Annotated in this window: 12 protein-coding genes and 3 pseudogenes; 2 read left to right on the top strand and 13 right to left on the bottom strand. The window is 47.4% G+C overall.

All coding sequences use genetic code 11. The annotated features are described in order from the left end of the window. Positions 1-132: 132 nt before the first annotated feature. From secA to hrcA, 7 genes and pseudogenes are all read right to left on the bottom strand, one after another. Positions 133-2,701: pseudogene (secA, locus tag DWZ60_RS20885) on the bottom strand (preprotein translocase subunit SecA). A 234-nt stretch (positions 2,702-2,935) separates the two neighbouring features. Then, on the bottom strand, positions 2,936-3,463 hold the full coding sequence (gene hpf, locus DWZ60_RS12360) for a ribosome hibernation-promoting factor, HPF/YfiA family (protein ID WP_055218411.1): 528 nt from the start codon (positions 3,461-3,463) through the stop codon (positions 2,936-2,938). Between the two features lie 301 nt (positions 3,464-3,764). Then, on the bottom strand, positions 3,765-4,541 hold the full coding sequence (gene hisA, locus DWZ60_RS12365; RefSeq protein ID WP_117813030.1) for a phosphoribosylformimino-5-aminoimidazole carboxamide ribotide isomerase: 777 nt from the start codon (positions 4,539-4,541) through the stop codon (positions 3,765-3,767). A 167-nt stretch (positions 4,542-4,708) separates the two neighbouring features. Next, positions 4,709-5,917, bottom strand: a complete 1,209-nt coding sequence (gene dnaJ / locus DWZ60_RS12370; protein ID WP_055265114.1) for a molecular chaperone DnaJ — start codon at positions 5,915-5,917, stop codon at positions 4,709-4,711. Positions 5,918-6,142: 225 nt separating this feature from the next. Further along, on the bottom strand, positions 6,143-8,020 hold the full coding sequence (dnaK, locus tag DWZ60_RS12375) for a molecular chaperone DnaK (RefSeq protein ID WP_055218405.1): 1,878 nt from the start codon (positions 8,018-8,020) through the stop codon (positions 6,143-6,145). 65 nt (positions 8,021-8,085) lie between these two features. Then, complete coding sequence (gene grpE / locus DWZ60_RS12380; RefSeq protein ID WP_055218747.1) at positions 8,086-8,697, bottom strand: nucleotide exchange factor GrpE; 612 nt, start codon at positions 8,695-8,697, stop codon at positions 8,086-8,088. A gap of 49 nt (positions 8,698-8,746) precedes the next feature. Further along, positions 8,747-9,804: pseudogene (gene hrcA / locus DWZ60_RS12385) on the bottom strand (heat-inducible transcriptional repressor HrcA). Positions 9,805-10,088: 284 nt separating this feature from the next. On the opposite strand from hrcA, the gene DWZ60_RS12390 reads away from it, so the two are divergent. After that, the gene (locus DWZ60_RS12390) at positions 10,089-10,307 is read left to right on the top strand and encodes a helix-turn-helix domain-containing protein (protein ID WP_055218403.1); all 219 of its coding nucleotides are present in this window, start codon (positions 10,089-10,091) and stop codon (positions 10,305-10,307) included. 77 nt (positions 10,308-10,384) lie between these two features. On the opposite strand, the gene DWZ60_RS12395 is transcribed toward DWZ60_RS12390, so the two are convergent. After that, positions 10,385-10,750: a hypothetical protein gene (locus tag DWZ60_RS12395; RefSeq protein WP_147397749.1), complete on the bottom strand. Its 366-nt coding sequence runs from the start codon at positions 10,748-10,750 to the stop codon at positions 10,385-10,387. A gap of 172 nt (positions 10,751-10,922) precedes the next feature. On the opposite strand from DWZ60_RS12395, the gene DWZ60_RS12400 reads away from it, so the two are divergent. Further along, on the top strand, positions 10,923-11,141 hold the full coding sequence (locus DWZ60_RS12400; protein ID WP_055228291.1) for a helix-turn-helix domain-containing protein: 219 nt from the start codon (positions 10,923-10,925) through the stop codon (positions 11,139-11,141). A gap of 211 nt (positions 11,142-11,352) precedes the next feature. Here the strand turns inward: DWZ60_RS12400 and uvrB are convergent, their stop codons facing one another. From uvrB to DWZ60_RS21250, 5 genes and pseudogenes are all read right to left on the bottom strand, one after another. Continuing rightward, positions 11,353-13,353, bottom strand: a complete 2,001-nt coding sequence (gene uvrB, locus DWZ60_RS12405; protein ID WP_055228290.1) for an excinuclease ABC subunit UvrB — start codon at positions 13,351-13,353, stop codon at positions 11,353-11,355. Positions 13,354-13,813: 460 nt separating this feature from the next. Further along, positions 13,814-14,245 carry a HEPN domain-containing protein gene (locus DWZ60_RS12410; protein ID WP_055228289.1) on the bottom strand — a complete coding sequence of 144 codons (432 nt, stop codon included), beginning with the start codon at positions 14,243-14,245 and terminating at the stop codon, positions 13,814-13,816. Next, a complete protein-coding gene (locus tag DWZ60_RS12415) occupies positions 14,232-14,573 on the bottom strand; it encodes a nucleotidyltransferase domain-containing protein (protein WP_118666419.1) in 342 nt (113 codons plus the stop codon). The genes DWZ60_RS12410 and DWZ60_RS12415 overlap by 14 nt, the downstream gene beginning before the upstream one ends. Before the next feature lie 270 nt (positions 14,574-14,843). Beyond that, a pseudogene (locus tag DWZ60_RS20890) lies at positions 14,844-14,942 on the bottom strand (DEAD/DEAH box helicase family protein); the annotation flags it as partial. Positions 14,943-15,042: 100 nt separating this feature from the next. Beyond that, entirely contained in the window at positions 15,043-15,186 is a 144-nt protein-coding gene (locus DWZ60_RS21250) for a hypothetical protein (protein ID WP_279220338.1), read from the bottom strand. Between the last annotated feature and the right edge of the window lie 25 nt (positions 15,187-15,211).

Raw genomic sequence — 15,211 nt, forward strand, 5'->3', positions numbered from 1 at the left:
GTCTAATTCAACTACCACAAGCTTCACCTGCTTTCTGTTTTATATTTTGTATGACACGCAGCTTCTGGTAGGGAAGCTGCGTGCTTTGTCAAACGGATCGTGCTCATCCGTCTCACTGCTGTTCTGCTTTTATCAAACCGGTTTTCTTCCGCAGCACTGTTTGTACTTCTTGCCGCTTCCGCACGGGCATGGATCGTTTGGATAGATCTTACGCTCTGCGCGCTGTACCGGTTTTCTCGGGCCGGACTCGTCTTTGTTGGTTCCGGTCACTTTGGCTACCTGCTCACGTTCTACTTTCTGCTCAACACGTACATGGAACAGGAGACGGACGGTATCCTGCTGGATGGACTCGAGCATTTCGTTAAACATGTCGTAAGCTGCCATCTTGTACTCAACCTTCGGGTCTCTCTGGCCGTATGCCTGCAGGCCGATACCCTCGCGGAGCTGATCCATATCATCGATATGATCCATCCACTTCTGGTCGATAACCTTCAGAAGAACGACACGCTCAAGCTCACGAATCTGCTCCTCCTCCGGGAATTCTGCTTCTTTCTCCTCGTAGAGTTTAACAGCTTCCTCTTTTAACTGCTGTTTCAGCTCGTTTTTGGAAATCTTCTCTACGCGCTCTTTTGTCACTGCCTTCACCGGCATGATGGAGAGCAGCATCTCATTTAACTCGGTCAGATCCCACTCGGACTGCTCGGTGTTCTCGCCGATGCAGAGATCCACAGTATTGTCGATGGTGTCGGCAATCATCTTGAAGATGGTGTCTCTCATGCTCTCGCCGTCCAGAACGCGGCGTCTCTCTTTGTAGATGATCTCACGCTGCTCGTTATTGACCTGGTCATAGTCGAGCAGGTTTTTACGGATTCCGTAGTTGTTGCCCTCGATCTTCTTCTGCGCTTTTTCGATGGCGGAAGAAAGCATCTTGTGCTCGATCTGCTCATTTTCCGGTACGCCGAGGGATTTGAAAATGCCCATCAGTTTTTCGGAACCGAAGAGTCTCATCAAATCGTCTTCCAGGGAAATGTAGAAACGGGACTCACCCGGGTCTCCCTGACGGCCGGAACGACCGCGGAGCTGATTGTCGATACGGCGGGACTCATGACGCTCGGTGCCGATGATCTTTAAGCCGCCGGCAGCTTTTGCCACATCATCCAGCTTGATATCGGTACCACGGCCGGCCATGTTGGTCGCGATGGTAACGGCTCCTGCCTCACCGGCATGCGCTACGATTTCTGCCTCGAGCTCATGGAACTTCGCATTTAAGACCTGATGCGGAATTCCCTCGCGGCGCAGCATTTTGCTGATCAGCTCGGAAGTCTCAATGGTGATGGTACCAACCAGAACCGGCTGGTTCACGGCATGTGCCTCTTTGACTTCCTCTACGACTGCGTGGAATTTCTCTTTTTTCGTCATGTATACGGCATCGTCCATATCCACACGGATGACCGGGCGGTTGGTCGGGATCTCGATAACGTCCATGCCGTAGATGTCACGGAACTCCTGCTCCTCGGTGAGGGCAGTACCGGTCATGCCGGCTTTTTTCTCGTATTTGTTAAAGAAGTTCTGGAACGTGATGGTTGCCAGAGTCTTGCTCTCTCTTCTTACTTTAACGTGCTCTTTTGCCTCGATTGCCTGATGCAGACCATCGGAATAACGGCGGCCCGGCATGATACGGCCGGTGAACTCATCGACGATCAGAACCTCGTCGTCTTTGACTACGTAGTCCTTGTCGCGGTGCATCAGATAATTGGCACGCAGTGCAGGATGACGTTGTGCTGGATTTCCAGGTTTTCCGGGTCGGAGAGGTTCTCGATATGGAAGAAGTTCTCGACTTTCTTCACACCGTCATCGGTCAGGGTAACGAATTTGTCCTTCTCGTTGACGATGAAGTCTCCGGTCTCCTCGATCTCCTCGCCCATGATCGCGGTCATCTTGGTCATCTCGCCGCTTGCCTCGCCGCGCTGCATCTGGTGTGCCAGAATATCTGCGGTCTCGTACAGCTTGGTGGATTTGCTGCTCTGTCCGGAAATAATCAGAGGTGTTCTTGCCTCGTCGATCAGGACGGAGTCGACCTCGTCGATGATACAGTAAGCAAGCTCTCTCTGTACGAGCTGCTCCTTGTAGATCACCATGTTGTCACGCAGGTAATCGAAACCAAGTTCGTTGTTGGTGATGTAGGTGATGTCGCATGCATACTGCTGGCGGCGCTCATCGTTCTTCATATCGTTCAGAACGACACCGACGGTCAAACCGAGGAATCTGTGGACTTTGCCCATCCACTCAGCATCTCGGTTTGCCAGGTAATCGTTGACGGTAACAATGTGGACACCGCGTCCGGTCAGTGCATTCAGGTAAGCCGGAAGGGTGGAAACGAGGGTTTTTCCTTCACCGGTTTTCATCTCAGCGATACGGCCTGATGGAGGATAATACCACCGATCAGCTGTACGCGGTGGTGTTCCATACCGAGGGAACGTTTTGCTGCCTCGCGGACGGTTGCGAATGCTTCCGGGAGAATGGAATCCAGGGATTCGCCTCCGTTGTAGCGGTCTTTATATTCCTTTGTCTTGGCACGCAGCTCTTCATCGGTCAGCGCCTGCATGGTCGGGCGGAGAGCTTCGATTTTGTCTACAATTGGATAGATTCGTTTCAGCTCGCGCTCACTGTGCGTACCAAAAAGTTTTTCTGTGAATTTCATAGAATGTTTGCTCCTGCTTTCTCTATTAATTGCCATATTAACATATGGTACTATTCTACCACTTCTGGCACAAGATAACAATGAATTTTTCGTAAACATTTGGTGCCGTTCCCCGGTTTTCCGCTGTTTTTACGGCTTTTCCCGGACTTTCCGGCCCTTTCCGCGAAAAAGTCACCCTGTTTCACAGCTTTTCTAAGCTGGAAACAGGGTGACTGTTCATTCTTTATTTACTTTTCAGCACTCCGGCTCGATCAGACCGTAGGTGTTGTTCTTTCTCTTGTAAACGACGTTTACTTCGTCGGTCTCTGCATTGCGGAATACGAAGAAGGTGTGTCCAAGAAGTTCCATCTGTACGCAGGCATCTTCCGGATACATTGGTTTCATGCCGAATTTTTTCGTACGGATGATCTGGATGTCTTCGTCCTCCAGATAGTCATGCTCCAGATATTCTTTCTGGAAGTTTCCTGCTTCCTGCTGTTTGTCGGCAATTTTGTTTTTGTATTTGCGAAGCTGGCGTTCGATGACTTCCTCTACCAGATCGATGGATACGTACATATCGTTGCTTACCTGCTCGGAACGGATGATGTTTCCTTTTACCGGAATGGTAACCTCAATTTTCTGTCTTTCTTTCTCTACACTTAAGGTTACAATGACATTTGTGTCAGGCGTAAAATATTTCTCCAGTTTGCCAAGTTTTTCATTGACCGCGGCTTTTAATCCCTCTGTCACGTCAATATTTTTTCCGCTGATGGTAATTTTCATTATGCCCAACCCCTTTGCTCTCAAATTTTACAGGTTTTTCACTTCCCCTGTAAGTAACTCTAATTATAGCAATAGTTGTCTCTATTTGCAATAGTATTTAGAAAATTCATGAATATTTTAGAGTTTTTTCTGTTACAGTTCACTTGTATCTTATTTTTGACAGATTTCATGTTCGCATGAAAATCTGTCGAGAATAAGATACAAAGGGAGCGCCTGGTTATGAGCAAAAAGGAGCTGCGCAGCAGCGGAGAGCGCTGAAAGCGCGGTTTTGCGAATGGCGCGGGTGAACGTCCGTTTCCGCTTACCGGCGGCATACTGCCAGCACGTCTTCAAACTTCATTTTGCCGCCGAACAGATCCAGTGCGCTGCCAATTGTCACATCGACGTGGTTGTTTCCCAGTTTTTTGAGCAGCTCCAGGTCTTCAAAACTTCCCACGCCGCCGGCGTACGTCACCGGAAAATCTTTCATCTTCGCAAGCAGTTCCACCAGCTCCGTCTCAATGCCGGAAGCCTTTCCCTCGACATCCACGGCATGGATCAGGAACTCATCACAGTATTCTGACAGGTGATGCAGCAGTTCCTCTGTCACTTCTTCGTCCGTGAACTTCTGCCAGCGGTCCGTCACGATATAGTATTTTCCGTCCCGCTTCCGGCAGCTTAAATCCAGTGTCAGCCGCTGCTTTCCTACCGTCGTCACCAGCTTGTCCAGATTTTCATAGAACACATGGCCGTCGCGGAACACATACGAAGTCACAATCACATGGCTTGCCCCCGCTGTCAGAAACTCGCACGCATTCTCCGCATCAATGCCGCCTCCCACCTGCAGGCCGCCCGGGTACGTCGAGAGTGCCAGCAATGCCTGGCGCTTCGTCTCCTCGTAAAACTCGGTACCTTTCTTGTTCAGCAGAATCACATGGCCGCCCGTAATACCCTGCTCTTCGTACAGCTGCGCATAATACGACGCATCCTGCTCCGAGACAAAATTCTCGCTCGCCTGATTTCCCTGATCTTTCAGCGATCCCCCGACAATCTGTTTTACTTTTCCGTTATGAATATCAATACATGGTCGAAATCTCATTTTCCCCGTTTCCTTTCTTTTCTCTCCCCTTAAGTTTTCCACATTATATCAAAATCCGACCATTCTGTGTATAAATTCACCAAATTTTCATGGTTCTTTCATAGAAAAGAAAGAAGAACCTGCTTTTTCCACAGATTCTTCTTTCTTTTCCGGCTTGCCGCCGTTCTTTATTTATCGATGTCCTCAAAGGCCTCTTTCACTTTATCCATAAAGCCTTTTTTCTTCTTCGGCTGCTCTGCAGTTTCGCCGTCGGCTGCTTTTGCTTCTGCTGCCGGGCGGTTTCCGCAGGCTTCGTCGAAGGCGCGGAGGGCTTCTTTTGCTTTCTCATTCAGTTTCGTCGGAGTCTGGACTACAAGTGTTACGTAGTGATCACCGCGCACATTGCTGTTGCGAAGGGACGGAACACCTTTTCCCTTCAGACGGATCTTCGTATCGGTCTGGGTTCCCGGTTTTACAGTGTAGAGAACGTCTCCGTCAACGGTGCTGATCTTCACATCGCCGCCGAGTGCTGCCTGGGCAAACGTAATCGGTGCAGTGGAGAAAATGTTCATATCCTGTCTCTGGAAGATCGGATGACGGGTTACCTGAACCTCGACAAGCAGATCTCCTCTCGGTCCGCCGTTTACACCCGGCTCACCTTTTTCACGGATCCGGATGCTCTGTCCATCGTCGATTCCGGCCGGAATGTTGACCTGAATGCGTTTTCTGCTGGATGTATAGCCCGTGCCGTGGCATGCGGTACATTTATCGCGGATGATCTTTCCGGTTCCGTTACAGTCCGGACACGTTGTCACGTTTCTCACAGAACCGAACATGGTCTGCTGTGTGTACGTAATCTGACCAGTTCCGTTACATTTGGAGCATGTCTCCGGTGAAGTTCCTGGTTTTGCGCCGGTTCCGTGGCACGTTGTACAGGTATCCTTCAGGTTGATCTCGAGCTCTTTCTGGCATCCGAAAACAGCTTCTTCAAACGTAATGTGGACAACGGCACGAAGGTTTGCTCCCTTCATTGGTCCGTTGTTTGCTCTTCTTCTGCTTCCGCCGCCTCCGAACAGGTCGCCGAAAATATCGCCGAAGATATCACCCATATCTCCTCCGCCAAAATCGAAGCCGCCAAATCCGCCGGCTCCTGCTCCTCCGCCGCCGTTTTCAAATGCAGCGTGGCCAAACTGATCGTACTGACGCCGTTTGTCCGGATCACTCAGCACGCCATAGGCTTCTGTCGCCTCTTTAAATTTTGCCTCGGCCTCTTTGTCGCCCGGGTTCATATCCGGATGGTATTTCTTGGCCAGTTTACGGTATGCTTTTTTTAATGTTGCATCGTCCGCTCCGCGGTCTACGCCGAGGACCTCGTAATAATCTCTTTTTTCTGCCATTTATGTTCACCTTTTCATTTCTGTTCCACAAATTTCATCTTTGCAGAAATGTTTTTCCGCACGCTCCAGTATAGCACTTTTCCGAAAGCAATACCAGCATAAATACAGGGGGCGGAATGTATTTTCCGTCCCCTGCAAACATTCGCCTCACAGGGCTTTTTGCGTTTATTTACTTATTGTTTCAACTCACAGTCGGTATTTTCACGGAGTGTGACATGCCGAAAATTAAACCTCTTTGTAGTCAGCGTCTACGACATCGTCGTCATGGCCGCCTGCCGCTCCTGCATTTCCCATATCCGGGCCTGCACCTGCTGCTCCAGCACCAGCGCCTGCTGCGCCGCCCTGCTGCTCATACAGTTTTGCAAACAGTTTCTGAGCGCTTGTCATCAGTTTTTCCTGAGCTGCTTTCAGATCAGCTACCTGTGCATCGGTCATTTCTTCCGGATTGCATTTTGCAATGAGATCTTTCAGTGCGTTCAGGTCAGCTTCTACTGCTGTTTTGTCGTTTGCATCAAGCTTGTCGCCGACTTCCTCGATTGCTTTCTCGGTCTGGAATACCATGGAGTCTGCATCGTTTCTTGCGTCGATTGCTTCTTTTCGTTTCTTATCCTGAGCCTCGAACTCAGCAGCTTCTTTGACTGCTTTGTCGATCTCGCTGTCGGACATGTTAGAGCCTGCGGTGATGGTGATGTGCTGCTCTTTTCCTGTTCCAAGGTCTTTTGCAGATACATTTACGATACCGTTGGCATCGATATCAAAGGTAACCTCAATCTGCGGAACGCCTCTTCTTGCTGGCGGAATTCCATCCAGACGGAACTGGCCGAGGGATTTGTTGTCTTTCGCGAACTGACGCTCACCCTGTACTACGTTGATATCTACTGCTGTCTGGTTATCTGCTGCTGTTGAGAAGATCTGGCTCTTCTTGGTCGGGATTGTGGTGTTACGCTCGATCAGACGAGTTGCAATACCTCCCATGGTCTCGATGGACAGAGACAGCGGAGTTACATCCAGAAGAAGGATATCGCCTGCGCCGGCGTCTCCTGCAAGTTTACCACCCTGTACGGAAGCACCAAGTGCTACGCACTCATCCGGGTTCAGGCTCTTGCTCGGCTCGTGTCCGGTCAGCTGTCTTACTTTATCCTGTACAGCCGGGATACGGGTAGATCCGCCTACCAGAAGGACTTTGGAAAGCTCGGATGCCTGAAGGCCTGCATCAGAAAGTGCTCTCTGTACCGGCTCTGCGGTTTTCTCTACCAGGTCGTGGGTCAGCTCATCGAATTTAGCCTTTGTCAGGTTCATATCGAGATGTTTCGGGCCATCTGCGGTTGCAGTGATGAACGGCAGGTTGATGTTGGTTGTAGTTGCGCTGGAAAGCTCTTTCTTTGCTTTCTCTGCTGCTTCTCTGATTCTCTGCAGAGCCATTTTATCATTGGAAAGATCTACGCCTTCCTGTTTCTTGAACTCAGCAAGGATATAATCTGTTACTTTCTGGTCGAAGTCATCGCCGCCCAGACGGTTGTTTCCTGCTGTGGAAAGAACTTCGATAACGCCGTCACCGATCTCGATGATGGAAACATCGAAAGTACCGCCGCCAAGGTCGTATACCATGATCTTCTGCTCATTTTCGTTGTCCAGTCCGTATGCCAGAGCTGCTGCGGTAGGCTCGTTGATGATACGTTTTACATCAAGACCTGCGATTTTACCGGCATCTTTGGTTGCCTGACGCTGTGCGTCATTGAAGTAAGCCGGAACTGTGATAACTGCTTCTGTTACTTTCTCACCAAGGTAGTTCTCTGCATCACCTTTCAGTTTCTGAAGGATCATAGCGGAGATCTCCTGCGGAGAGTATTTCTTTCCTTCGATGTCTACTTTATAATCAGTACCCATCTCACGTTTGATAGAACGGATGGTTCTGTCTGCGTTTGTTACAGCCTGACGTTTTGCCGGCTCGCCGACCAGACGGTCACCTGTTTTTGTGAATGCTACGATAGATGGAGTTGTTCTTTCACCCTCTGCGTTTGCGATAACGGTTGGTTTTCCACCTTCCATAACGGCTACACAGCTGTTTGTTGTTCCTAAGTCAATACCAATAATTTTGCCCATTGTTGTTTCCTCCTCAATGAATTATGCTAAAAAATGGTTTAATTTCTATTTATTTATCTTCAAGCTTAGTTAGCCACCTTGACCATACTGTGACGGACTACGGAACCTTTGTACATGTAGCCCTTCAGGAACTCTTCTACGACGATGTTCTCGCCGGCTTCCTCATCCTCCACATGCATCACTGCGTTGTGCAGGTTCGGATCGAATTCCTTTCCAACGGCCTCGATCACGGTTACACCGAGTTCATCGAGTGCTGTGGTAAACTGTTTGTATACTTTATTCATGCCGTCTGCGAACGGATCTTCCTCCGGGTTTTCCACCGTTGCAAGTCCGCGCTCGAAGCTGTCAACAACCGGAAGAATCTTCTCGATGATGTCTTTTGCTCCAATGGCATACATATTTGCTTTTTCTTTTTCGGTGCGTTTGCGGAAGTTATCGAACTCTGCCATCTGACGGGTCAGGCGGTCAGTCAGCTCTTCGATTTTCTCATCTTTTTTATCTTTTTTCTTTTTGAAGAACTTTCGTTCTTTGCCATCCTCAGCAGTTTCTTCTGCAGCTTCCGCTTCTTTTGCCTCTGCTGCTTTCTTTGCTTCTTCCTGCTCCGCAGCCGGTTCGGTTTCCGGCAGATCGGTCTCTGCTCCGGTTTCTTTTTCCATCTCGCGTGTAGGTTCTTCCATGGTTTCCTCTTTCTTTCTATTTTCTTCGCTCACTGATCATTCCACCTTTCTACTCACCTGTGTCCGGCTTTTTGAAGACGGCGTCCAGTTGAACTTTTAATGTTTTCAGGTTATCTACCACATTTTCGTAATCCATCCGCTTTGGTCCCACGATACCGATTGTTCCGCGCATACCGTTTCCCATATCGTATGTGGTGGTGACCACGCTGCAGTCCCGTAAGGGTTCCATCGAAGATTCATTTCCGATGTATACCTGAATACCGGTATTTTCCTCTCCGTCCTGCTCCTCGGCAGCTCCTTTGATCATATCGACCAGTTTCTGCCGTTCCTCGAATGTGGAGATCAGCTGGCTGGCTTTGCTGCTGTCGGAAAGCTCAGGGTACTTGAAAATGTTGGTTGCGCCGCTGGTGTACACCGGCACATCTTCTTCGCTGACTGCAATGGCTTCCGCTACGGTATCAACTACTTTGCTGATGATGCCGGAGTGAATGCCTGCCTGCTCTTTCATTTTCTTAATCATGCCAAGATTGATTTCTTCAATGGTCAGTCCATTGAGCTGTGTGTTCAGAAGCAGGTTCAGCTTTAATATCTGTTCATCGTTGATGGTCTCGTCGAGGTCGATCATCTGGTTTTTCACCAGGTTGCCCTCTACGACGATAACGGCCAGGAGCTGCTCTTCATTGACTTTTGAGAGCTGGATGAATTTCACTTTGTTTCTGTGATATTCCGGTCCTGTAATCAACGTTGCATAATTGGTAGATGAAGCAAGGACCCGAACGACCTGCTGCAGAACTTTTTCCATCCGGTCTGTTTTTTCAATGACCATGTTTTTGATGTCTGCAACTTCCTGTTCTTTTTCCTGCATCAGCTCATCTACATAGAGGCGATAGCTTTATCGGAAGGAATGCGTCCTGCGGAAGTGTGAGGCTGTAAGATGTAACCCATCTCTTCCAGATCGGACATTTCATTCCGGATTGTGGCGGAGCTTAAATTCAAATCCGTGTATTTGGAAATTGTTCTGGAACCAACCGGTTCGCCTGTTTCCAGATACGTCTGGATGATTGCTTTTAATATTTTTCGTTTTCTTTCATCCAATTCTGTATCCACTGATATAAGCTCCTTCCTGTTGTATAGTCCTGTTAGCACTCGTTTCGGTGGAGTGCTAACATCTATGCTCTTAAGATAGCACTCTGCCTTTTGTTTGTCAACACCTTTTCCCGGTTTTTCTATGAAGAAATTGTGAAAAAAGTATAAACCGTTTTCTTTCTGAAAAGGAATCTGACTTTTCTTTTTTATTGCATTCTACTGTTTCAAAGGCGCTATAGCCGTATGGTAGGATTCTGCCATTTCGATACGACCATTTAGTAGCATTTTCTCAGAGGTGATGAATCATGAAATATCAGAGACTGGAGGATCTGCGCACGGACCACGATCTGACGATCCGCCAGGTTGCCGACTATCTCGGCTGCAACCGCGATGTGTATACCCGATATGAAAAAGGCGTCCGGCAGCTGCCGATCTCCATTGCCATCCGTCTGGCGGAGCTGTATCAGGTCAGTCTGGATTATCTGGTCGGCATCAGCGATGAGAAGCGGCCGTATGGATCCTGACTTTCCGGTGTCTCCGCCGCAGCAAAAGCAGGAGGACAGTTTTTCTTTTCCCTGTCCTCCTTGTTTTGCTTTTTCGTTTACAGATTCTGCAGATATTCCATCATCCGCGTTTCGCTGAGTTTCCATCCGTCCGGCTCCCGGCAGAGATACAGCGTAAAATGCCCGCACGGGACTCCGTTTTTCAGGTGGATGCCGGTATACAGTTCTACAATGAGGAGTTCTTCTGCTTTTTCTTCATATATATTAGTGATCTGATAGATACGCTCTCCCTTTTCGTCCACCGGCCATTCTTTCTTCAGCACATCCCTCAGACGGCTCTCCTGCCCCTGCGCTTCGCATTCTTCCTCCCGGCTGATCATTTTTTCAAACGCTTCCGGCGTCTCCATCCGTTCCACTATATTCTGGACAAAATCTTCTATTTCTATTCTTTCTGCTTTTCCCATTCGTTCCCCCATTTCTGCCGTACATATTTTTCTGTTTTCTGCACAGGCTGTCTTCACCCGCCGTTTCTCTCTCCCGCCCCATTCTCCAATTTGCGACCATATGATCTGATTTAACTTTGTCCATCCAACCGTTTGGTAGTATGGGTTTGAATCTGAAAGGATGGTACAACGTATGAAATACCAGAGAATTGAAGATATGCGGATCGATCAGGATCTCACCATCAAAGAGATTTCTGCCCTGCTCGAATGCAACCGCGACGTCTATTCCCGCTACGAAAAAGGAATCCGCGACATCCCAATCGACTATGTGATCCGGCTTGCACGGTTCTATGACTGCTCGGTCGACTATCTGCTGAGTGTCTCCAGTAAAAAGAGAAAATTCGGCGATTAATTTTTTTATTGTTGTCTTTTGTATTTTTGTGTTTTGCGTTTCGATACGACTGTTTGGTCGTATTTTATATTATAATGGTATTCTCATTTTGCGTCAATTCTGAACAAGAAGGAATCAAAATCGGATGCAAAAAAAGCGTGCCGGAAAGTTTTCTGTCGCTTTTCCGGCACGCTTTTTTCATGCTCTTTTCTTCTTTTTTATTTCTGATTTTTTATTCTTCCATGTCATCCAGGCTCTTCTTCAGTGTGATCATTTTGTCACGCAGCTCGGCGGCCATTTCGAAGTTAAGTTCGGCGGCAGCGGCTTTCATCTGTTTCTGTACCTGGCCGATCAGTTTTTCCAGTTCTTCGCGGCTCATGGACTCCGGGTCTTTTTCCATCTTTTCTTCTGTCTTTGCCACTTCTTTCGAAATGCTGATGAGATCGCGGACGGCTTTTTTGATGGTGGTCGGAGTGATGCCGTGTTCTTTGTTGTAGGCTTCCTGCAGGGCACGGCGGCGCTTCGTCTCGTCGATCGCGAGGCGCATGGAATCGGTCATCACATCGGCGTACATGATAACATGGCCCTCGCTGTTTCGCGCGGCACGGCCGATGGTCTGGATCAGGGAGGTTTCGGAACGCAGGAAACCTTCTTTATCGGCATCCAGGATCGCCACGAGTGTGATTTCCGGGATGTCGAGACCCTCACGCAGAAGGTTGATGCCGACGAGCACATCGAAGACATCGAGACGCATATCACGGATGATCTCGGTCCGTTCCAGGGTGTCGATATCGGAGTGCAGGTAGCGCACGCGGATGCCGGCCTCTTTCATATAGTCGGTCAGATCCTCTGCCATACGCTTCGTCAGCGTCGTCACGAGAACTTTGTTGTGTTTTTCAGTTTCTTTCTTTACTTCCGAAATCAGATCGTCGATCTGTCCCTCCACCGGGCGCACCTCGACATCCGGGTCGAGAAGGCCGGTCGGGCGGATGATCTGTTCGGCGCGCAGCAGCTCGTGGTCTGCCTCGTAGTCGCCCGGCGTGGCAGATACGAAGAGGATCTGATCGATCCGGTCCTCGAACTCGCCGAAGTTCAACGGGCGGTTGTCTTTTGCGGACGGCAGACGGAATCCATAGTCCACCAGCGTCGATTTCCGCGACTGGTCGCCGGCATACATGCTGCGGATCTGCGGAACAGTCTTATGCGACTCATCCACGATGATGAGGAAATCATCTCCGAAATAGTCCATCAGTGTGTAGGGCGGCTCGCCTGGCTTTAATCCGGAGAGGTAACGCGAATAGTTTTCGATGCCGGAACAGATGCCGGTTTCTTTGAGCATCTCAATGTCGAAATTGGTCCGCTCCTCAATGCGCTGGGCCTCGATCAGTTTTCCCTCATGCTTGAAGAACTTCACCTGCTCTTCCATATCCTTTTCAATCTCGCCTGTTGCTTTCAGGATCGTGTCCATCGGCACAACGTAGTGGGAGGCAGGAAAGATTGCGATGTGGTTCAGTTCACATAAGATTTCACCTGTCAGCGTATCGATCTGCACCAGACGGTCAATCTCATCCCCGAAGAACTCGACGCGCACCGCCTTGTCCGTCTCCTCCGCCGGAAAAATCTCCAATACATCACCGCGCACGCGGAACGTACCGCGGTGGAAATCCATATCATTCCGGTCATACTGAATATCAATCAACTGCCGGATCACATCGTCCCGGTCCTTTTCCATTCCCGGGCGGAGCGAAATAATCATCTCCATGTAGTCCTTCGGGCTTCCGATTCCATAGATACACGAAACACTGGAAACCACAATGACATCGTTCCGCTCACTCAGTGCAGAAGTCGCGGAAAGCCGCAGCTTATCAATCTCATCGTTCCGCGCAGAGTCCTTCGCAATATACGTATCCGAAGACGGCACGTAAGCCTCCGGCTGGTAGTAGTCGTAGTAGGAGACAAAATATTCTACTGCATTCTCAGGGAAGAATTCCTTAAACTCACCGTACAGCTGTGCTGCAAGTGTTTTATTGTGCGCTATGATCAAGGTTGGCTTATTTAACTGTGCAATAACATTTGCCATGGTAAAGGTCTTGCCGGAACCTGTAACGCCCAGCAAAGTCTCGCATTGATTGCCTTCTTGAAAGCCTTTGACCAGTTTTTCGATTGCCTGGGGCTGGTCGCCTGTAGGCTGGTATTCGGAGTGTAATTTGAATATTTGTTGTGAATTCTGCAAAAAAGCACCTCCTGGTTTTTATATCAAAAAAGTTCGTCTATCAGTCAGAAATTCGTCGAAGCACATTCTCTGATTTTAGCCGAATATGCCTCTCGACGAATTCTGTTCACCACCCGATATTTTATAGACTGATAAAAAGTAGTAAAACTAACGTGGACGAATTAACACTCAAATGTAAGAGATATTATATCATGGAAATTTAAAATTGTATATATGATGCGAACATTAGTTCTTCAAAAATTCATTTACATTTATCATTGTATCCAGAACAATTTCCGTATCCAGCTCCTTCTTTTCCGGTAATACTTCTTCCATATAAGAAAGCAATTCCGGCGGAATCTCCTCAGCTATAATATTTCCATTGTGGTATGGGGAGCATCCGTTGCGCTTATTAGAATAATATACTTTTACATAAAATATCCCTCAGGGCTTCAAACCCTGAGGGGCATCCTCGTTCATTTCAATTTTCCTTTTGTTTTTCAAGCTGTTCCATACAATATTTTTCTGCCAGAATTATAAATTCATCTGCAACTGAAATCTGCCGTTCTGATTCTTCTTTACTTGCAATATAAAAATCATCATAATCGCTGGCATGGCGAATCTCTTCTGCCTGTCCGATTTTCCTTCCCATTTCTCTTGGAAACACTGATGTTTTCACATAATCCTTATTGAAGTTAGCCACAGCATCCTTATGCCTTTTATATGCTTTACCGCTTACAGCATGTACTGCATTAATTGCATGAAAAATAGAATAGTATGCCCTGTTATTGGCTCCTTTATAATCTTCAATAGAAAATAATGCTCTTGCTGATTTCAGATCATTTCGGGCTGTTTCCAGACGATATAACACCAGATCCCGTCTAGTACCGATTTCCTGATTATGCTGCTCCATACAAAACTACCCCTTCTTTATGAATATTGGAATAAAATGGATAGTTCACAATCCACTTGTTAAAATGTGCTTCACTTTTTGCAATAGGCTTAATATCCGTGTCATGATCCATATTAAAGTCATAGGTCATGTACGAGAGCTGTTGTGCATATGCCTTTAATTCCAGATCTGACATATCTACCAGAATCATAATGTCCACATCAGAATCCGGACGGAAGTCACCCCTTGCATAAGAACCATAAAGGATTATCTGACGTACATGGGAACCATAAATCTTCTTGACCTCTTCCACATACTTTTTAATTAAATCCTGCATAATCTTTGGCATACATCATCACCTCATTTTCTGCTGATAATACTATAAGTTTCTCGATTCACAAATCTTTCTTCTTGATTTTATTATAACCAGTTTACCTTCGTTTCTCAATCAGTATTTTCCATGTATCAATTTTACTACTTTCTTCGACGAATTTTGTTCACCGTTATAGCCAATCCATCATGTCCATTTACTTTTAACGCATCGTTTATTATGCTTTATATAGTATTATTTTACCTTTCCAAATCAATATATGGTATGCAAATTAATATCAAGATACTAGGAGACAAAGTATTCCACTGCGTTTTCCGGGAAGAATTCCTTAAACTCACCATACATCTGTGCTGCAAGTGTTTTATTGTGCGCTATGATCAAGGTTGGCTAAGCCCCATTAACAAGGCAAAGACCATCTGCATATGGATCCGTGTCTCCTTCGATGCTTCCAGCAACAGTTTAGCATCGTAATACCCAATTGCCACCTTTAAAAAGATAACTGTATCTTTTTTTCATAAATATTAATAATTCTTCCTATAAATAAGGCTGTCAGTATGGTTCCTATACCAAGACCATAAAAATGGGTATGATTAATTAAACATAAAATAATAGTGACAAACACAAGTGTAATATCAAAAGTATTTTCACTATTGAAA

Origin of the sequence: Blautia sp. AF34-10 (genome assembly GCF_003477865.1) — a bacterium.
In the GTDB taxonomy this organism is placed as follows: Bacteria; Bacillota; Clostridia; order Lachnospirales; family Lachnospiraceae; genus Fusicatenibacter; species Fusicatenibacter saccharivorans.